Origin of the sequence: Synechococcus sp. R55.4, from assembly GCF_047461935.1 — a bacterium.
Classification (GTDB): Bacteria; Cyanobacteriota; Cyanobacteriia; order Thermostichales; family Thermostichaceae; genus Thermostichus.
In genome coordinates this window covers 36,010-54,324 of the sequence record NZ_JANSIF010000015.1, presented here as the reverse complement: position 1 = coordinate 54,324, position 18,315 = coordinate 36,010, and the positions used below count along the sequence as shown (strand labels likewise).

At 58.7% G+C, this 18,315-nt stretch carries 17 protein-coding genes and 1 tRNA gene; 12 read left to right on the top strand and 6 right to left on the bottom strand.

The window, feature by feature from the left end:
- The first annotated feature begins 310 nt into the window (after positions 1-310).
- The 8 genes from NW842_RS05425 to NW842_RS05390 all read left to right on the top strand — a co-directional run bounded on the left by NW842_RS05425 (position 311) and on the right by NW842_RS05390 (position 6,902).
- Positions 311-1,261: a LysR substrate-binding domain-containing protein gene (locus NW842_RS05425; protein ID WP_414417623.1), complete on the top strand. Its 951-nt coding sequence runs from the start codon at positions 311-313 to the stop codon at positions 1,259-1,261.
- A 184-nt stretch (positions 1,262-1,445) separates the two neighbouring features.
- Positions 1,446-2,360 carry an alpha/beta fold hydrolase gene (locus NW842_RS05420; RefSeq protein ID WP_414417622.1) on the top strand — a complete coding sequence of 305 codons (915 nt, stop codon included), beginning with the start codon at positions 1,446-1,448 and terminating at the stop codon, positions 2,358-2,360.
- A 163-nt stretch (positions 2,361-2,523) separates the two neighbouring features.
- On the top strand, positions 2,524-3,525 hold the full coding sequence (locus tag NW842_RS05415; protein WP_414357102.1) for a zinc-dependent alcohol dehydrogenase family protein: 1,002 nt from the start codon (positions 2,524-2,526) through the stop codon (positions 3,523-3,525).
- 33 nt (positions 3,526-3,558) lie between these two features.
- Positions 3,559-4,128, top strand: coding sequence for a hypothetical protein (locus tag NW842_RS05410; RefSeq protein ID WP_414406577.1), 570 nt, complete (start codon positions 3,559-3,561; stop codon positions 4,126-4,128).
- A gap of 75 nt (positions 4,129-4,203) precedes the next feature.
- Positions 4,204-5,799: an AAA family ATPase gene (locus tag NW842_RS05405; protein ID WP_414417625.1), complete on the top strand. Its 1,596-nt coding sequence runs from the start codon at positions 4,204-4,206 to the stop codon at positions 5,797-5,799.
- A gap of 46 nt (positions 5,800-5,845) precedes the next feature.
- Entirely contained in the window at positions 5,846-5,977 is a 132-nt protein-coding gene (locus tag NW842_RS05400) for a hypothetical protein (protein ID WP_414349832.1), read from the top strand.
- 139 nt (positions 5,978-6,116) lie between these two features.
- The gene (locus tag NW842_RS05395) at positions 6,117-6,770 is read left to right on the top strand and encodes a Crp/Fnr family transcriptional regulator (RefSeq protein WP_414417624.1); all 654 of its coding nucleotides are present in this window, start codon (positions 6,117-6,119) and stop codon (positions 6,768-6,770) included.
- Between the two features lie 59 nt (positions 6,771-6,829).
- Positions 6,830-6,902 (top strand) — tRNA-Phe (locus tag NW842_RS05390).
- A gap of 314 nt (positions 6,903-7,216) precedes the next feature.
- On the opposite strand, the gene NW842_RS05385 is transcribed toward NW842_RS05390, so the two are convergent.
- Positions 7,217-8,326: an RpoD/SigA family RNA polymerase sigma factor gene (locus NW842_RS05385; RefSeq protein ID WP_414417621.1), complete on the bottom strand. Its 1,110-nt coding sequence runs from the start codon at positions 8,324-8,326 to the stop codon at positions 7,217-7,219.
- Between the two features lie 320 nt (positions 8,327-8,646).
- Between NW842_RS05385 and NW842_RS05380 the strand changes: the two genes are divergently transcribed.
- The gene (locus NW842_RS05380) at positions 8,647-8,904 is read left to right on the top strand and encodes a helix-turn-helix domain-containing protein (protein ID WP_041436246.1); all 258 of its coding nucleotides are present in this window, start codon (positions 8,647-8,649) and stop codon (positions 8,902-8,904) included.
- A gap of 324 nt (positions 8,905-9,228) precedes the next feature.
- Entirely contained in the window at positions 9,229-9,594 is a 366-nt protein-coding gene (locus tag NW842_RS05375; protein WP_414374207.1) for a hypothetical protein, read from the top strand.
- 93 nt (positions 9,595-9,687) lie between these two features.
- On the opposite strand, the gene NW842_RS05370 is transcribed toward NW842_RS05375, so the two are convergent.
- The 5 genes from NW842_RS05370 to NW842_RS05350 all read right to left on the bottom strand — a co-directional run bounded on the left by NW842_RS05370 (position 9,688) and on the right by NW842_RS05350 (position 15,734).
- Positions 9,688-10,980, bottom strand: a complete 1,293-nt coding sequence (locus NW842_RS05370; protein WP_414417620.1) for a Glu/Leu/Phe/Val family dehydrogenase — start codon at positions 10,978-10,980, stop codon at positions 9,688-9,690.
- Between the two features lie 72 nt (positions 10,981-11,052).
- The gene (locus NW842_RS05365; protein ID WP_414374204.1) at positions 11,053-11,724 is read right to left on the bottom strand and encodes a diacylglycerol/polyprenol kinase family protein; all 672 of its coding nucleotides are present in this window, start codon (positions 11,722-11,724) and stop codon (positions 11,053-11,055) included.
- 9 nt (positions 11,725-11,733) lie between these two features.
- Entirely contained in the window at positions 11,734-12,105 is a 372-nt protein-coding gene (locus NW842_RS05360; protein WP_414357447.1) for a c-type cytochrome, read from the bottom strand.
- A 230-nt stretch (positions 12,106-12,335) separates the two neighbouring features.
- Complete coding sequence (locus tag NW842_RS05355; RefSeq protein WP_414417619.1) at positions 12,336-14,171, bottom strand: glycoside hydrolase family 3 N-terminal domain-containing protein; 1,836 nt, start codon at positions 14,169-14,171, stop codon at positions 12,336-12,338.
- Positions 14,172-14,318: 147 nt separating this feature from the next.
- Positions 14,319-15,734, bottom strand: a complete 1,416-nt coding sequence (locus NW842_RS05350; RefSeq protein ID WP_414417618.1) for a RecQ family ATP-dependent DNA helicase — start codon at positions 15,732-15,734, stop codon at positions 14,319-14,321.
- A gap of 195 nt (positions 15,735-15,929) precedes the next feature.
- Here NW842_RS05350 and hisB point away from each other — a divergent pair, with 195 nt between their 5' ends.
- Together hisB and NW842_RS05340 are read left to right on the top strand one after the other, a co-directional pair.
- Positions 15,930-16,550 (top strand): imidazoleglycerol-phosphate dehydratase HisB, encoded by a 621-nt coding sequence (gene hisB / locus NW842_RS05345; RefSeq protein WP_414357444.1) that lies wholly within the window; start codon positions 15,930-15,932, stop codon positions 16,548-16,550.
- 2 nt (positions 16,551-16,552) lie between these two features.
- Positions 16,553-18,265 (top strand): alpha/beta hydrolase, encoded by a 1,713-nt coding sequence (locus NW842_RS05340; RefSeq protein ID WP_414417617.1) that lies wholly within the window; start codon positions 16,553-16,555, stop codon positions 18,263-18,265.
- The last annotated feature ends 50 nt before the right edge of the window (positions 18,266-18,315 follow it).

The following is an 18,315-nucleotide window of genomic DNA, read 5'->3' as shown; positions in this document are numbered from 1 at the left end:
GTTTGGAAACAAACAGAATGCTATCGCTGCATAGTTGAACAGTGATGTTCAGCAGTGTTCAGCGTAAATGTATCAGGTAGGTATTGTGGGCATAGCTGCTCCGAATGGCAGAGAAACAGCCCGAAGATTCTGAGCTCTCCTCTCCACTCTTGGCTGGTCACCCCCCAGAGCCGAGCTGCCGGGAAAGGGTTGAGCTGCTCTCTTGGGATTTCTCGCTTGTTTATGATGATCTCGTGTGGGTTTCCAAACGCGGGCTGCTCAGCTTTTCAGGGAAACGTAAGGGATCCCACTGTGGGGTTTGGAGTTCCCTATGGCGGATGAGTTGCCGTTCACTCTAGATCAGCTCCTCATCGTGCGGGCAATTGCCCAGCAGGGTAGTTTTCGCCGTGCTGCCGATAGCCTGTTTGTCTCCCAGCCTGCCGTCAGCTTGCAAGTGCAGAACTTGGAGCGACAGTTGGGAGTGGTGCTGTTCGACCGCAGTGGGCGCAAGGTGGAGCTGACGGATGCCGGGAAAGTGCTGCTGCAGTACAGCGAGCGCATCCTCAAGCTGTGCCGTGAAACCATCGAGGCGCTGGCGGATTTGCAAGAAATGGAGGGGGGGCATCTGGTTTTGGGGGCCAGCCAAACGGTGGGCACCTATGTCATGCCTTCTTTGATCGCCCAATATCACCGCCGCTATCCACAAATTTCCGTACAGCTCTTGGTGCAATCCACGCGGCGAATTGCCCAGAAATTGGTGGACGGCCAGTTGGACGTGGCCATTGTTGGCGGGGAGATCCCCTTTGAGCTGCAGCGGCACTTGAAGGTGATGGCTCTGGCGGAAGATGAATATGTGTTGGTCGGTGCTCCCGGGTGTGCCATCGACTCTCCGGCTCTTGTGGATCTGCTGGCTTTGCCCTTCATCACCTTGGATCCCCAGTCGTCCACCCGGCAAACCATCGATCGGGTGCTGAACCGCCACGGCATCAACCCTGCCCAATTGAACGTGCGGCTGGAACTCAGCTCGATTGAAGCGATCAAAAATGCTGTCCAGGCGGGGTTGGGGGTGGCCTTTCTGTCCATGGTGGCAGTGGGATCCGATGTGGAACAGGGACGGTTCCGGAAGCTGGTGGTGGAAGGGCTGCAGATACGGCGTACCCTCTGGCTGGCTTTTAACCCGGAGCGCTATCAATCGCAGGCAGCCACCCGCTTCCTCCAAGGGCTGCTGACCCGCCAAGACTGGCTGAAAACTCCCCCGCCCCATTTGCAGTTGATCGGCTAAGTTGCGATGCGTTACGGCCTTTTCCGAGTTGATGGGATCTCCAGTAGATTTCCGTGGGTTAAGTGGGATCCCTGTTCAAAGAAATACGAAAGATACATCTGTGTGGGTGCATTTGCTGTAGCCAATGCTGCCTTGGAAAAAGCTGCATCTGCTGAATCTGTCTGAGTCTACTAACCATAAGCCGATGACCACGCAAACGCTGTTGGAACGGCTGCCTTTGGCGCAGCGCTTGGCGGAGTTACAGGCCCGCGTTCAAGGGATCCCGCTGCACAGGGTGGAATTGAAAGGGCTGAGCATCGCAGGGGCAGAGTCCTGTTGGGCTGCCTATCGAGAGTGGGGAAGGGGGATCCCACTGCTGTTTCTGCATGGCTTTATGGCCACTCACGCCAACTGGTGGCCGCTGATGCAAGGGTTGGGAGACGAATATCGCTGCATTGCCTTAGATTTGCTGGGGTTCGGGCAGTCTGGCCAACCGGCCTTGCACTACGACATCGCTGCAGAAGTAGAGTTTGTGCGCGGATTTGTCCAAAGGCTGGGCCTAGCTGCTCCGGTTTTGGTGGGCCATTCCTTTGGGGGATGGGTGGCGGCAGCTTACGCCGTGCGGTATCCGCTGCGGGGGTTGGTTTTGTTGGCTCCTGCCGGGATCCGCGACGACAGCTTTGTGAGACGCTACAACCATTTGCGGCCCTTGCTCTGGGAAAGCGCTTGGGTGGATTGGCTGTTGCGGGCGATCGCTCCGCTGGCCCGCTGGTGGCATTGGGAAGACAAGCTGGCCCAGCTCTTGTGGTTGCGGGGATCCCTGCGTCAGCAGCCGGTCGCTCGGCAATTTCTCCGACAACGTCTGCGCCCACAAGCTGCTGTCGATACGGTTGAACGTTATCTCAACTACATTCAGGCCCCCACCCTGGTGATCGCCGCCGAACAGGACGACACCATTCCCCTCTGGCACTGCCAAACCTACGCAGAAGGGATCCCTGGGGCTCAGCTCAAGATCCTGGCCGGGGCCGGCCACGCCATCCCTGCCTTGCATGGGGAACAGGTGCTGCCCCTGATCCGGGAATTTCTCGACACAGCCCTTTCCGCCCAATGGGGGCTTTGAGCTGGGGGTGTAGCGTAACGCCTGACTCTAGAATGGACGGAGAGCGTCTGCAAGACTCCGCAGTGTTGCAAAGCAACACCGCCAATCTCCTCACCACTGGAACAAACTCTACCTTGCATCCTTTGAGCGGTTCAATCCAACTGGAACTGATCAACTTGAGCGCATGAAAGCCGTAGTCATGAGTGTGCCCGGCGGGCCAGAGGTTCTGCAGCTTCGAGAAGTACCTGAACCTCAGATTCGCGGTGAGCGGGAGCTGCGCATCCGCCTGAGAGCAGCCGGCGTCAACCCCATCGACACCAAGCTGCGGCGACGGGGCACCTTTTATCCAGAAGAGATGCCGGCCATTTTGGGGTGTGACGGTGCCGGCATTGTGGAAGCTGTGGGATCCGGAGTTAGGCACTTTGCGGTGGGAGACGAGGTGTACTTCTGCCACGGGGGTCTGGGCAAGCAGGCGGGGAATTACGCTGAGCTGATCGTGGTGGACGAGCGTTTTGTGGCCCCCAAGCCCAGAACTCTGAGCTTTGCAGAAGCTGCCGCTGCCCCGCTGGTGCTGATCACCGCCTGGGAAGCGCTGTACGACCGGGGACGTCTCCAGGCCGGCCAAAGTGTGCTCATCCACGGGGGAGCGGGTGGAGTTGGCCATGTGGCCATCCAACTGGCCCGTCTACGGGGATCCAAAGTGGCCACCACCGTGAGCACCCCGGAAAAGGCGGAGTTTGTCCGTTCCCTAGGCGCCGGCTTGCCCATCTTCTACCGGCAGACAGACTTTGTGCGCGCCGTTTTGGACTGGACAGGGGGAGAGGGGGTGGATCTTGCCCTAGATACCTTGGGCGGCAAGCTATTGGAGCAGACCTTCCCCGCAGTGCGCGTGTACGGAGATATCGTCACCCTGCTGGCCCCGGCCCCAGAGATCGACTGGCGGGTGGCTCGCGACCGCAACTTGCGGGTGGGATTTGAGCTGATGCTCACCCCGATGCTGAAAAGCCTGACCAACGCCCAACAAAATCAGGCGGAAATCCTCAGGCAATGTGCCCGCCTCATCGACCAAGGCCAACTGCGGATCCAGCTCAGCCACACCTTTCCTCTGGCCGAAGCGGCTGCCGCCCACCGGTTGCTGGAGCAGGGATCCGTTCTGGGCAAAATTGCCTTAACCATCCCCGAGTAGGCATGCTGGAGAAAGCCCGTTGAGGATCTGCCCATGGTTGCTCCTCTCACCCCCCACCTGCTGGAGAACGAGAGCTTCTACGAAAATGCCCTCTGCTGGCTAGGGCGACCCCAGACGGCCTATCGACTGTTGAGCGAAGCAGTTTTTCCTGCCATCTCCTCTTGGGTGCGGGGGGAGGTAGATAGCCACTCTTTTAACCACTGGCAACTGGAGGATGTGCGCACCTTTCTGTATCCGGTGGTGGCTCTGGGGGATCAAGAAACCCTTGTTCTCTCCAGTGAAGCCCTGCTCCTCTGCGGCATCGGCAACTACTACAACCCCTGTGACTTGGCCATTGTGGTGTTTGTGCAGCAGCCCCAAGAGCTGTTCAGCCAACTGATGCAGCGCATTCGCCGGGCCGAAGCCACTATCAGCCGCGGGCCAGACGTGCGCATGCTCTCGGAACAGGTAAACCTGGCCAAGCGCGGACAAGACTACATCAACACCAAATATCTGGTCTGGCCCTACGCCCTTTCCAGCGCTGCTCAAGATACGCTAATTCAGCAGGGGATCAGCCTCATCCGTCTTTCCCCCCAAGAAGCCGCCTTGCCCTTTAAGGAATAGGTGGAGGACAATCTGCTCTGTCGGCGGAAGATAGGGATCCCCGTCCAAGCCCTTTTTCCATCTCTATCGTTTTTCATGGTCGATACCCACCTGCCCCCCTTGATCCAAGCGATGCTGGATCCCGCCTTCTACCCTCATCCGGTACAGGATCCCATTCGGCTTATTCAAACCCACATTTCCTATATTCTGCTGACAGGCGACTATGCCTATAAAGTGAAAAAGCCTTTGGACTTTGGCTTTTTGAACTTCACCACCCTGGAGAGGCGGCGCCACTTTTGCCAAGAAGAGCTGCGCATGAACCAGCGCGGTGCTCCCGGCCTTTATCTGCAAGTGTTGCCCATTGTCCAGACCGATGGCCGATTTCAGTTCAACAGCAGCGGCGAGCCCATAGAATACGCCCTGCAAATGCGGCAATTTCCCCAAGAGCAACTGTTCAGCAACCTGTTTGAGCGGGGAGAGCTAACGCCGTCCTTGATGGAGGAGCTGGGGCGGGTGGTGGCGACGTTTCATGCCCAAACCGAGACCAACGACTACATCCGCAGCTTTGGCCGGCCAGAACGGGTGCGAGAAGCCTTTGACGAGAATTACGCCCAAACCCAGCGCTACGTCGGCGGCCCACAAACAGCTCAGCAATATCGAGAAACCCAAGCCTACACCGATCGCTTTTTTGCTGAGCGGCAGGAGCTGTTTCAACAAAGAATAGAACAAAACCGCATTCGTGAATGCCACGGAGACCTGCACCTAGGCAACATCTGTTTTTGGGAAGGGAAGATCCTGCTTTTTGATTGCATCGAGTTTAATGAAGCCTTCCGCTTTGTGGATGTCATGTACGACATATCCTATGGGGTGATGGATTTGGATGCCCGCCATCGCCCCGATCTGGGAAACGCCTATTTGAACACCTACCTGGAAGAAACCGGAGATTGGGAAGGGTTGAAGATCTTGCCTATTTACCTCAATCGGCAGGCCTACGTGCGGGCCAAGGTCACCTCTTTTTTGCTGGAGGATCCCACGGCAACAGAGGAAGCCAAGGCCACAGCCTTTAGCACCGCCGCCCGCTATTACCGTCTTGCCTGGGAATACACCCTCCCCAAGCGGGGGCAGTTGTTCCTGATGTCGGGATTGTCGGGATCCGGCAAAAGCACGGTAGCCCGCCACTTGGCCCGTCAGCGGGGAGCCATTCACATTCGCTCCGATGCGGTGCGCAAGCATTTGGCCGGGATCCCTCTGCGGCAACGGGGGGGGCCGGAGGTTTATACCCCGGAGATGACCGATAAAACCTACCGCCGCTTGGTGCAGTTGGGAGTAGAGCTGGCCCAGGAAGGCTACACCGTGATTCTGGACGCCAAGTTTGACCGGCAAGCCCTGCGGGGGATGGCCATTGATCAGGCCCAACGCCAAGGGATCCCACTGCGCATCCTCCACTGCTACGCCCCTGAACCTGTTTTGCGGGAGCGCCTACAACGCCGTAGCTCAGCTCCTCAGCCCCTCTTGGCCCCAGCCGGCTGCATCGATGGGGATCAGCAGCCCTCTGCCGACATTGCCGATGCCACCGCCGAGATGCTCTCCCAACAGCAGGCCCACTGGCAGGATTTTTCCGAGTCGGAACGGCCTTTTTTAAAGGTTTTGGATACCAGCCAAGATTGGCCATCTCAACTTCAGCAGGTCTAGATCTCGACTCAAACTGCACAAACTCGAGAAAATTGCTATCAGTAAGATGGATTTTGCCGTTTCTGGGCTAGAGGATGGCAGCAGCTTTTTTGGGCAGGGATCCCTTTCCAAAGTAGAGGTCAAAATTGGGTCTAAAGCTCTGTCCTATTGGTACGCAGTTCGCCTCGGCGGGCCATAGACCTGAGAGAGACGGTAGGCTGAGGGGCATGTTGACGTGTCTGTGCAGGCCCACCCTTTTCCCATCCCACTCGACCAGAACTGACCACGTGCAGGAGGATCCCACGGTGAGCGATGTAACTCCAGATGACCTTCGCCTGATGCTCCTGTTCGAGGGCTTTCCTCCTGAGAGGCTAGAGCCTCTGGCCGGGCAAATGTCGTTGCGCTCCCACCCGGTCAACCAGGCCATCTTGTTACAAAATGACTGGGGTAACGCCGTTTATTTCATCCTGGAAGGGTGGGTCAAGATTCGCACCCATGATCTCGAAGGCCGGGAGATCACCCTCACCATTCTTGGTCCAGGGGAAATCTTCGGGGAAATGGCTGCTTTGGATGAAGCACCTCGCTCTACCGACGTTGTAGCCCTAACAGCCACCAAAGTCAGTTGTCTGTCGGCCCAACACTTCCTGGCTTTTTTGGCTTCTGATCCTCAGGCCGGCATCCGCCTTGCTCAGCTCATGTCGCGCCGCTTACGGCAGATCAACCGTCGTCTGCAGTTGCGCGAGGCCAGCAGTACGGCCCGTGTTGCCGATATCCTGCTGTTCTTGGCCGAATCTCGTGGCCGGGTTAGCCGGAGTGGTGTAGAGATCCCCAACTTGCCCCATCGGGAGCTGAGCAGCCTCAGTGGCCTGGCTCGGGAAACGGTCACTCGCGTTCTGTCTAAGCTGGAGCAAGAGGAGCTGATCCGCCGGGATCGCACTCGAGATGTTCTCTGCATCCCCCAGATGGAGGCTTTGGAGAAATTGATTGGCTAAATTGGGGGCGCCACCAGTTGTCGAAAGCCCTCTCGGCATCGTAAGATAGTAGATCCAGAGCCGGGATAGCTCAGTTGGTAGAGCAGAGGACTGAAAATCCTCGTGTCACCAGTTCAAGTCTGGTTCCTGGCATCTGGTATGAGTATGCTGAGGCGGGCTTGGGTCAACGACCTGAGCCTTTTTACTATGCCGGTGATCAAGGGCAGAAATGCACAAAGGCCAAGGCGCTGGCAGTATCGTGCCTTAACACTGGAGAAAGCAGATCGTCCGAGTTAACAGCCAGAGAAGTTGCCCGCTAAAGTCGTCTTGACCAGATCTGGCCGTGGGGATAAGGGATCCCTTGATCGCCATTTCAAGGAGCTATGGTGTTCAACCCAAGAAGATTGAAAAAAGGCTATCCCTGGGCAGAGGCTGGCCAGGAAATCGGTCTGCCAGGCCTGTAGCCACTAGCGAATGTACTGGGCCAAAGCCCGCGAAGAATAGCCCACCCGCAACTTGCGCAGGGCATCCCGCTCGATCTGACGAATCCGTTCCCGCGTTAGGTTGAAGTGATCCCCCACCTCCCGCAGGGTTCTCGCCTGTTGCCCGTCTAACCCATAGCGCAACTCCAGCACTTGCCTCTCAATCGGCTTCAGGGTTTGCATGGCAGAACGCACATCCTGCTGCATCGATTGCACGAGGATCCCTTGAAAGGGCTGCTCTTGCCGCTCATCTTGCAGCAAATCTCCAAGGCGGCTTTCTCCTTCCTGGCCGACCGGCACATCCAGCGACAGGGGCAAAGCAGCAGCCTGTTGGATCATGCGCAGTTTCTTGACTTTAATGCCCAAGGCTTCTGCCAGCTCCGCTTCGGTGGGCCGCCTCCCCTGCAGCTTCATCAGCTCGCGGTTGGTGCGCTTGAGCAGGCGTACTTTGTCGACCATGTGTACCGGCAGGCGAATCGTCCGCGCTTGGTTGGCAATGCAGCGGGTAATGCCTTGGCGAATCCACCAATGGGCGTAGGTGCTGAAGCGAAACCCCCGTTCGGCGTTGAATTTTTCGGTGGCCCGGATCAACCCGATATTGCCCTCTTGGATCAGATCCAAAAACGGCACCCCCCGATTGAGGTATTTCTTGGCAACGCTGACCACCAGGCGCAGGTTGGCATTGATCAGCTTGCGTTGAGCTTGCTCCCCTTGTCGGATGCGGGAGCGTAGGGTGGATACGGAAATCTGCAGGGCCTCGGCCAAAGCCTCGTCACTGGGATCCTCCCCCCGCCGTTGCCGCCATTCCTGCCGGGCTTGATCGATGAGGAGCTTTTGCTGAATTTTGCGCGACAGCTCGATTTCCTCAGCGTGATCGATGCGGGGCACGCGACCGATGGTATTCAGGTAGTGATCGACAGCGTCCTCGTTCAACCGGGATCCGCCGGCAACCGGCTCTGGATCAACTTCTGCAAGAGCATCTTGGGGGGCAGACTCAGGGTCGAACCAGAGATCGTCGAACTCCTGAGGCGAAGAGACAGAGTGTTCAGGATGAGGACGAGAAAAAACCACAGCCAGGTGAGGAGAGAACTTCATCTCCCAGTCTAAAAAGGTTTCTGCTGCTGCTGCGAGCGAAAATCGATCATGCCCCTCTTTTTTGTCCGGAGATTTTTCCGCTTGGATGCGGGAACAGCAGGGATCCCATCCGTCAAGTCCTTGTAGGCAAGGGGTTGCCCGGCAAAAAGCGGTAAGCGATTTTCGATCTAGACCTTGAGATAAAATTGTTCCTGAGCCAGTCAGCTCAACGGCTGCCGGGTGGGATCCCAGGAAAAGGGAACCTTGCCAGCTCAGGCTACCATGTGAGGATCCCTCAACTTCCTCAGTCTGGAAAAGAATATTTACGGCTTTCTGCTCCTATGGAGTCTAACGACCGGCACCATCCATCGGCCAACTTGATTGGGGAACGGGTGCGCTGGGTACGGGAGAAGCTGCAACTCACCCAAGATCAACTGGCGGGTCGCTTGGCCAAGTACGGTGTGCAGTTGGACTACGTCAAAATTGGCCAGGTGGAAAAGGGAAAACGGCGCGTCATTGACAAAGAACTGGTGGCCTTTGCCAAGGCGTTGGGGGTATCGGTCACTTGGCTGCTGAGCGGAGATGAATCCCACCTGTAGCGGCCTGCGGGAAAGTACATCCGATACAGGGATCCCGAACAAAAGGACGTGAAGATACTTAAATACCTTGTACTCTCGGACGTGATCTCAGTCATTTTCCGTGTAAACACGGTAGGCTGGACTCATGAATAGATTGGCTTGAGGCCAAACCCCAGCTTTTCCTTGACCATCCGCGGGGGTGGGAAAAGCAGAGAGATACAGCGCCGCGCCGGAAGTACGGGTTTTTCCAAGAAGGATCGGGATCACAGGCTTCTTCACCTAAACTTGATATTGTTGACTTGGCGTTAAGCTCCCGCCGTTTATCTGTTTGTGTGAGGTTTGCCGATGCTCTCTTTCTTCTTCAATTCCAACAAGGCCAACAGCCGACAAACCGGAGGCCACCGTCTGCCTGCTGCCAGCAAAACCACAGGCACGCAACGGATCCCCAACTACAGCCGCCTGTCCGCTCCCCATGAAGTGCTCAAGCAGGAAAGGCAGATCAAGCGGGAGCAAGAGTTTACAGAAATGGAGCAAAACATCAATCGCATTCGCTACTTCTACCAAAAAGCAGATATGCCCCTGGAGATGCGACAAATTCTGACCTACCGTAAGCTGATGGAGCTGGACTACTTTACCCCGCAGGCGGCAAAAGAGCTGCTCAAGCAATGGCAGCAGCAGGAAAAGCAGGAGCAAGAACGCCGTCGGGCTTGAGAAAAGGACTACCTCCAGCGGAGTTTGGGCAGCCGAACCCTGGCAAGTGGGCTTGTTGAGCCAAGAGTTCCCGGTCTCCAGGTGGGGGAGCGTCTACGGGTAAAGGCCGCGATCCTGTAGGGCTTGCGCCACTCGGCCTACCCCCAGGGTGTAGGCAGCCAGTCGCAGCGACACTTGCCGCCGTTCTGCCTCCTGCACCACCCGTTCAAAGGCACGTACCATCAGACCTTCCATCTCTTGATTGACCCGCTCCTCATCCCAGAAGACGTAAGAGAGTCCCTGCACCCACTCCAGATAGCTCACCACTACCCCACCGGCATTGGTCAGAATATCCGGCAATACCTGGATCCCTCGCGATTCCAAAATCCGGTCGGCGGCAAGGGTGGTTGGCCCGTTGGCAGCTTCTGCCACAATCCGGGCTTGAATTTGGTGGGCATTGGCTTCGGCAATTTGATTTTCCAGAGCGGCAGGGATCAACACGTCCGCTTTTTGCACCAGTAGGTCGGCGTTGCTGATGGGCTCAGCCTGTGGAAAGCCCGCCATGCGGCCTCCCCGTTCCTTCATGTAAGCTTTGAGGGCGGGGATATCCAGTCCATTAGGATTGTAAAGGCCCCCAGAACTGCCGGAAACCGCCACAATCTTAGCTCCCGCCTCATGCAGCAAGCTGGCCGCTGCTCCACCCACATTGCCAAAACCTTGGATTAACACCGTTGCCCCTGCCAGGGATCCACCATGTCGGGCCAAGGCTTCCCGTACCGTGATCATCACCCCCCGTCCGGTGGCCAGTTCTCGCCCTCGGGATCCCCCAATCGAGAGAGGTTTGCCCGTCACCACTCCCGGCACCGCATGCCCAACATTCATGGAATAGGTATCCATCACCCAGGCCATCTCGCGGGCGGAAGTTCCCATGTCTGGAGCGGGAATGTCCTCTGCAGGGCCGATATCCTTGATCAGCTCGCTGGTGTAACGGCGGGTGATGCGCTCCAGCTCCGAGACCGAATAACGCTTGGGATCGAGGGGGATCCCCCCTTTGGCCCCACCGTAGGGAATGCCCATAAGGGCACATTTCCAGGTCATGAGCATCGCTAAGGCCGATACCTCTTCAAGGGTGACCGCGGGATGGTAGCGGATCCCCCCTTTGTAGGGGCCGAGAACGTTGCAATGCTGCACCCGATGGCCGGCCAGCACTTGGATTTGTCCGTTATCCAGCCGCACGGGGATCGCCACCGTCACCACTTTACGGGGGGTGCTGAGGATTGCCACCCAGCCGGGATCCAGTTTCAGCTCGCGAGCTGCCCAATCTAGGTAGCTGCAGGCCTGGGCAAGGGGACAGATATGGGCGGGAGAGGGAGGGGCAGAAGAGGCCAGCGCAGGACTTGCAGCCATGGTGGAGAAGAAGAAAGGGCTGTTTCCACGCTATACCGCCGGGGACGGGAGAGGAACGTTTTGTAGCAAGCGTTACAAATAATTGAGGATCTGGATCAAGACGAAACAGAGGCCGGCACTGGCCAGGGGCACGGTCAGGTTATCCAACCCCCACCAAGAGAACACCTCCAGTCCCATAGCTATCCCTCCCACCAAAAGGCTCACTCCGAGCAAAGGGAGAGAGAAGCCAAAGTACCCCAGCAGCAGAGCTGCAATCACCAAGCTGCTCACTACCCACATGGTCAGGGATCCCTCCCAGCTTTTTTGAATGGATCCCAGTTGGTAGGGGTGTTTGCCCCAAGTTTTGCCCACCAAGCCCGCCAGGGCGTCGGCCCACGTCATCACCAATATGCCGATCACCGCGAAAACCTGTCGCTGTGGCCGCCAAAACCAAAACAGCAACAGACCAATGCTGATGGCGTAGAAACAGGTGCCAAAGCTGCGGCGACCGACCCCATTTAAGCTGGGCAAGATGGCCACTCGGTAGGAGAGCAGCGCCAAGCCGGCGAACACCAGAGAGAATCCCACCCCCAGCCAGCGGGGCACTTGCAAGGCCCAAGCCAACAAAATGATATTGCCCACGCCGATGTGGATGACCTTACGCACCCATTCCCCGTCCACCTGGCGGGAGCGCAACCATTCCGCAAAAGCGAATACGGAGGCCAGCCAGAGAGCATAGCAAGCAAGCTGCTGAGGCAGGCCCATGAAACGGCCTCAGAGGGTTTTCAAGTAGCTGAGCAAATCCGCCATCTCCTGGGGATCCGGCTGGAACTGGGGCATGGGAGGCGTTTTGCCACCGGTCACTTGCTGAATGATAAACCGATCCGAGCGGCGGCTGCTCACCCCCCGCAGACTGGGCCCTACCCGGCCATCCGCTTCTTCCCCATGACAGGCGGCACAGTTGAGGGCAAACAAGGATGCACCATGGCTAACCTGCCCCTGTAAGCTGAGGACGGCTTCGGTATAGGGATCCAGACGAGCCCCGGCACCCAGCCAAGCCCAAGCGAATATCCCCAGCCCCAGGCTGAGGAGGGCAAGACCCAGCCGAGTTTTTTGAGACCAGACACTTGTAAAGAACTGCTGCAAGGATTTGAGGAAGGGTTGTAAACGTCGTTGGGATGGAGGTTGAAGTCGCTTTTGCTCAAACTCAACCCAACTGCCAGTTGACGACTGGCTGCTGCAGGATTGAGGAGTGTCTGAGAGGGAGGGAGGCACAGACAACGCTGAGAGAAACCGTTTCAACCTTTTACATTTTTTACATTTCAACCAACACGATAACCCAGGAGCCCTTTCCTGCCAATAATCTGTAATGGCATTTACTTTTTCTTAATGGTTGGCTGGGCCACGTGAGACTTTGATCCCTCTGAGGGGGGACGGTTGGGAAAGAGCCGCCCCATCACCTCCGCTTGGGCCCAGGGATCCCGGTTGAGGCTGTGGATGGCATTGGCCCATGGAAAGTGCGCCTGCAGGCGGCGGTAGAGAGATAAATTACCATAAATGACGACCGCTGCCACCCGCTCCCGATGCTGTTGCAGCCAATCCAGCACATAGTTGGGCAAGGGATCCCGAAGGAAACCTTGGAAGATGAATCCTGGGGCGTTGTTTAGGGCAGCTTCCAGCCAAGGTAGGGGGGTAAGAGCATCGCTGAGCACAGGAAGCATGCCTAAGGCAGCCGGAACATGCAGGGCGGGAGATTGCAACTGCACATCGGCAGCACCCAAGGGGGGATCCTGCCAGATCCAGTTCAACCATCCGGGCTCTGCGGGCGGGCTGAGGGGCCGGCCTCCTTCCACGCCACCGCGGGCCATAGCCGCTTGACAGGGGGCGATATCCTTCTCGGCCAAGAGGGATCCCAGCTGTGCGGCTCTGTGCAGAGCAGAGGTCAGGTGGGAGCGCCTGTTGAACAACTTTCCCAACGCCGTTCGCGTCCGCGGAACGGAGTCCTTGTCCTTGGAGATGGGATCCCCCAACAGCAAAGGCTTCAGTTGCTCGGCGGGAGAGCCACGGTTGAGGGCTGGATCCGTGGGATCCTTGGCTCCCATCCATCCGCCAAGGGCGCTGAAGTCGGTTTCTGCCAGGGCCGGCCACACCTGTTGGAGGAGAGCTGAGGCGGCGGGTAGGAGTCGCTGTTTGGCCCGCAGCACCCGCGTCACCGACTGGGCAAGCTGGTCTGTGCTGAGGGATCCCTGTTGCACCGCTTCCAAAACGGCTGCCAAGGATGCCGTTGGATCGGGGGGGGCCAAAATTAGGTCGGCACCGGCCTGGAAAGCCCGCACGGCCAATGAGTTGGGAAAGGACTCCGTCCCGCTAACGCGAACGGCCAGCTCTGCCAGAAAGCCTTGATCGAGGCTATCCACGACGATAAGCCCACCAAACCCCCATTCCTGGCGCAGCAGTTGGGTCAGCCGCCCCGGCAGCAGGGTGATAGGCCAGCGCTCATCCCACTCCGGCAGCACCACGTGGGAAACCAAGATCGCCCCCACCTGCTCCACCAAACCTCGAAAAGGCAGCCAAGGTCCCTCTTGGAGCTGGGCTAGGGTCAGGGTTAATCGGGGGCACCAGGGGATATCTGCTGCCTTCGGCCTACGGCCCGCCAAGGCGGCTGGAACCCGCTCCGCTCCGGCCTGAACCGACTTGAATCCCCCTTTGCCCGGAAAGGAGCTGGCCGTGGTCAGGATCCCTTCTGGAACCGCTTGCTCACATCCGCGCACGAAAGCTCGCGCCAGTTGCAAAGCAGATAGGGGATCCTCCGCCAAAGCCAGCTCCCCCAGTGGCTCTGCCACCGGGTTGAGCAGCCAATTGATGCCGATGGCTGCCGCCTCCCGCGCCGTAATCCGACCCCACTGTTCCGCCCAGCGTTCTGCCTCTGATCCCAGACGGCTCAACCCCAGGGGATGGGGAAAAGAGGTAGCCCCCTGTAGGGCCAGCCCACGACCGGCCTCTGCCGCCACCAAAAGGGGCAGAGCAGCCCATGCCTGCACCTCTTCCACCCGCAACAGGGCTTCTGCTACGTGTCCTTCGGTGATCCAGATGCCCCCGATCCCCACTTCCTGGATCAGTCGCTTGAGGGTGTCTCGACAGCAGGCTGGGGATCCCAGACGGGCCGAGACCGGCACCACCAACAGTTGCGCCACCTGCCGGGCTAGGGACAAGGGTCGATCCAGTTCCTCGAGCGGAGATCCGGAAACACTCATAGGCACAGCCGAAAGTTCGTCAGCAAGGGGAACTGCTCCCTTTGCAGAAACGCAGATCATGATAGCCACTCCTGCCGGTTGCGGCTCGCAGCGGGCTGTTGAGGGCTAACGAGAAAGCCGACAACGGTCACAGGTGCCACAGGGCAGGCCGGGCTGCTCCCCAGGGTAGCCAAAATAGGGCAAGATCGCCTGCCACCGACAGCCGCGGGCGTGGATGAGGGCTTCCATCCCTTGCCAGGGATCCTCTCGTCTTAAAGGCTGCCAACGGCGGTGCAACACCTGAAAGTGAAAGGGATCCGGCCACCGCAAACAGCCCATCTCCTGCAGCAGACCCAAGGCCACCCGTGCCTCTCCAGGCGGCAGGTCGGCGTAGGATCCCTGCTGAGGCAAGGTTTGCAGCAGGTGGCGTGCTCGGGCCTGAAGGCGCTCCTGCTGGGAATAGAAATAGGCTTGGCGCCGGCGATCGCTGGGATCCAGCAGGCCCGTCGGCTCCGAGACCAGCATCAGGGCCCGACAAGGGCCACCATCCCGACCACCTCGCCCCACCTCTTGCAAATAATCCATCAAGCTGGGCGGGGGATGAAAATGCAGCACCCAACGCACGTCCGGCTTGTTGATGCCCATGCCGAAGGCGTTGGTGCAGACCAGAAAGCGCAGTTCCCCCTGCAGCCAGGATCGTTCTAGCCGGCGGCGGGATCGCGCTTCCAGTCCCCCATGGTAGGTGGCGGTTTTCAAGTTCTGTCGGCCCAGCCACTCGGCCAGCTCTTCCCCATCCCGTCGGGTGCGCACATAGACCAGACCCGAGCCGGGATTTTCCCCCAGGAATCGCAGCAGACGGCGACGACGATGCGCCGGGCTCCAGGCTATCGCGACATTGAGGGAGATATTGGCCCGCAGGGGATCGGCGCGAATGCACTCCGGATCCCGCAGCTCTAGGATTTGGCTGAGGCGGCTGCAGGTTTGGGGGTCAGCCGTGGCGGTAAAAGCGGCAATGGGAAAGGAGGACTTCACCGGGGCCAGAGCCGGGCGCAGCAATCCCAGACGGCGGTAGTCGGGCCGGAAGGATCCCCCCCAATGCACCAACGTATGGGCCTCATCCACGATCAGGCCGTTGATGTGCACCTGAGGCTGTTGCAGCCGTTGCCAAACGGGGGGGCTGAATAGAGTCTCCGGCCCCAAATAGAGCAGGCGCAGTCGGTTTTCCTCAAGGGCCTTCAACACCCGCTTGCGCAGGGCCGGATCCAGTTCGCTGTGGAGACAGGCCGCCGGCAGCTTGCGTTTCCAAAGATCCTGAACTTGGTCTTCCATGAGGGCGATTAGGGGTGAAACCACCAGCATCACCCCCCTTTGCAGCAGAGCTGCTAGCTGAAAGCACAGGGATTTGCCAAACCCCGTCGGCAACACCACCAGCGCGTCGCGCTTGTCCAGCAGAGCCTGGATCACCTGATCCTGCGGTGGGCGCAGCGTCTCGTAACCCCAGTGTTGCTTGAGGGCCTGTTGGATTTGCTGCCAATCCTGCAAACGGCAACCCCTTCTTCAACACTCTCTTCCAGCACTCTACGGCAATTCCAAGGGAAAAAAGAGCAGGGCGGAGAAAGGAAAGAGCCTCTCTTCTCGCTCCTCACTGCTTAGGCCGTGTGGTGCCGATGCTCGCAGGCTTGTGCAATTCTAGAGCTGGAGCCTACCTGCTGCTCCACAGCGTTCTCGGCCACTTCCATGACTGCCATCGACTCCTCGCGCCTGCTCCACCCCAGAACTGCCCTTGTTCACCGTCGCACCGGGGAAACGGATGTTCAAATTCGTCTGAACCTGGATGGCAGCGGCCACTACGAGATCGACACCGGGATCCCCTTTTTGGATCACATGCTGGCCCAGCTCAGCACCCACGGGCTGATCGACCTGCAGATCAAGGCCATAGGGGATCTGCACATCGACGATCACCACACCAACGAAGATGTGGGCATCACGCTGGGACAAGCCCTGGCGCAGGCTCTGCAGGATCGGCGTGGCATTCATCGCTTCGGCCATTTTTGGGCACCTTTGGATGAAGCTTTGGTGCAGGTGGTGCTGGATTTCTCCGGGCGTCCTCACCTCAGCTATGGCCTGGAGCTGCCCACGGAGCGCATTGGCCGCTACGAAACCCAGTTGGTGCGGGAGTTTTATCAGGCGGTGGTCAACCACGCCCAGCTCACTTTGCACATTCGCCAGGCTGCCGGCCTCAATGCCCACCATATTGTCGAGGCCAGTTTTAAGGCGTTTGCCCGCGCCCTGCGCATGGCCGTAGAACGGGATCCCCGCCGACAAGAAGGGATCCCTAGCTCCAAGGGGGTTCTGTAGCCGTGCGGTGGCTGCAGGGGGTGTTTGCCTTGGGCCTAGGACTGGCGACAGTTTTGGCTGGGCCGGGCCGGGCGTGGAGCGCAGAGCGCTTGTGGGTGTTTCTGCCGCCTTTGATTGAGTTCTCTTTGCCCGTGGAGGATCTGGCCCGGTTTGCCCACAATGGCGCGGTAAGCCGGCAGTTGGATTTTTATCTGCGGCGGCTCACGCCAGAGCAACAGGTAGCTTTGGCGGATTTGCTGACACGTAATTTTGACCTTGACCAGGTTACGGTCAGCCAGTTTACCTACTCTGCGATTGGCGAAGATCTGCTGCGGCGGTTGACCCTAGTATTGCACGGAGATGGAGAAGCAGAGTTTTATGCATTGCGGGCGGCATTGATCCTGGCGGCAGGGGATCCCGAGGGGCTGACGTTGGTGAATGTGTTGCGCCGCTACCCGCTGGAGAAGTTGCAGATCGATCTGGATATGAGCATTCGCTTGGTGCGAGAGGCCGGTCAACTCTTCCGCCAGCGGGATCTGGTGATCGCAAGGCTGCGAGAAGAGGCCGGGCGGAAAGCTGAGTGGGCATCTTCCAGCGCTTCTCTCAGCATGGCAGCCCAAGACTCAGCTCAACCTCACCTTAGCCCCGAGCAGCCGGGTGAGTTGGAGTGGCAGGTGGAGCGCTTCCAGTTGGTCAACCCTTGGCGCGATACGCCTGTGTCGGTGGAAGTCTATCTGCCGGAGGGGAAGGGGCGTATCCCCTTGGTGGTGATCTCCCACGGCATTGCCTCTGACCGCAATACCTTTGCCTACTTGGCCCGCCATTTGGCTTCTTGGGGGTTTGCGGTGGCGGTGTTGGAGCATCCGGGCACCGATGTGGAGCGGGTGCGCAGCTTTTTGTCAGGGTTTGGCTCTTTGCCGGGGCCCTATGAGTGGGTGGCGCGGCCCCAGGATATTTCTCTGCTGTTGGACGAGCTGGAACTCAGGGCACAGCAAGATCCCAGCCGCTGGGGCAGGCTGGATGTAAAGTCGGCAGGACTGTTCGGCCAGTCTTTGGGGGGATACACGGTGTTGGCGGCAGCAGGGGCTGCGCTCAATCCAGCCCGCTTGCAAGAGAACTGCCAGACATCCCATTCCTTGGAGCTGACCCTGAATGTTTCTCTGTTGTTGCAATGTCGGGCGATAGAGGTGTTCCAGGCTTCCAACCTGGCCGCGCAGGCGGGGCAGTTGGCAGATGCGCGCATTCAGGCGGTGTTTGCCCTCAACCCCCTCACCAGCACGGTGTTTGGCCCAGAAGGGCTAGGCCAAGTGGGGATCCCGGTGATGATAATGTCGGGCAGCGAAGATTACTTTACCCCCGCCCTAGCAGAGCAGATTGAACCCTTTACCTGGCTGGGATCCCAGCAGCGCTATTTGGCGATAGTGGAGGGATCCACCCATTTCACCTTCCTGGGTGGGGGTGGCCAGGGGGCCTTCCCGGTGCCGCAGGAGTTGATCGGGCCAGATCCCCAGTCAGCTCGCCCCTTGCTCAAGGGCTTGGCCACTGCTTTTTTCAAAACCTACCTGGCGGCGGGATCCGACTCCGGCGGGTTTTCTGAGTATTCGACTTATCTCAACTCTGCCTACGCCGAATCCCTGACCCCAGCACCTCTACGCACCACTTTGATTCGAGACTTGAGGCCAGAACGGATCCAACTGGCCTCGTTCGCGACGGCGGTGCGGAGCACTTTCCCGTGAGAAGTGTCTTGAGCTGAGGAGCTGAGAAGAGGGCTGGCTGCTATCTTTTC

What these genes read in the sequence shown, in the direction of transcription:
- NW842_RS05380 (WP_041436246.1), top strand. Translation starts at nt 8,647, where the DNA reads ATGGAGTCTAACGACCGGCACCATCCATCGGCCAACTTGATTGGGGAA.
- NW842_RS05395 (WP_414417624.1), top strand. Translation starts at nt 6,117, where the DNA reads ATGCTCCTGTTCGAGGGCTTTCCTCCTGAGAGGCTAGAGCCTCTGGCC.
- NW842_RS05400 (WP_414349832.1), top strand. Translation starts at nt 5,846, where the DNA reads ATGGATTTTGCCGTTTCTGGGCTAGAGGATGGCAGCAGCTTTTTTGGG.
- NW842_RS05420 (WP_414417622.1), top strand. Translation starts at nt 1,446, where the DNA reads ATGACCACGCAAACGCTGTTGGAACGGCTGCCTTTGGCGCAGCGCTTG.
- hisB (WP_414357444.1), top strand. Translation starts at nt 15,930, where the DNA reads ATGACTGCCATCGACTCCTCGCGCCTGCTCCACCCCAGAACTGCCCTT.
- NW842_RS05425 (WP_414417623.1), top strand. Translation starts at nt 311, where the DNA reads ATGGCGGATGAGTTGCCGTTCACTCTAGATCAGCTCCTCATCGTGCGG.
- NW842_RS05375 (WP_414374207.1), top strand. Translation starts at nt 9,229, where the DNA reads ATGCTCTCTTTCTTCTTCAATTCCAACAAGGCCAACAGCCGACAAACC.
- NW842_RS05405 (WP_414417625.1), top strand. Translation starts at nt 4,204, where the DNA reads ATGGTCGATACCCACCTGCCCCCCTTGATCCAAGCGATGCTGGATCCC.
- NW842_RS05385 (WP_414417621.1), bottom strand. Translation starts at nt 8,326, where the DNA reads ATGAAGTTCTCTCCTCACCTGGCTGTGGTTTTTTCTCGTCCTCATCCT.
- NW842_RS05415 (WP_414357102.1), top strand. Translation starts at nt 2,524, where the DNA reads ATGAAAGCCGTAGTCATGAGTGTGCCCGGCGGGCCAGAGGTTCTGCAG.
- NW842_RS05370 (WP_414417620.1), bottom strand. Translation starts at nt 10,980, where the DNA reads ATGGCTGCAAGTCCTGCGCTGGCCTCTTCTGCCCCTCCCTCTCCCGCC.
- NW842_RS05365 (WP_414374204.1), bottom strand. Translation starts at nt 11,724, where the DNA reads ATGGGCCTGCCTCAGCAGCTTGCTTGCTATGCTCTCTGGCTGGCCTCC.
- NW842_RS05410 (WP_414406577.1), top strand. Translation starts at nt 3,559, where the DNA reads ATGGTTGCTCCTCTCACCCCCCACCTGCTGGAGAACGAGAGCTTCTAC.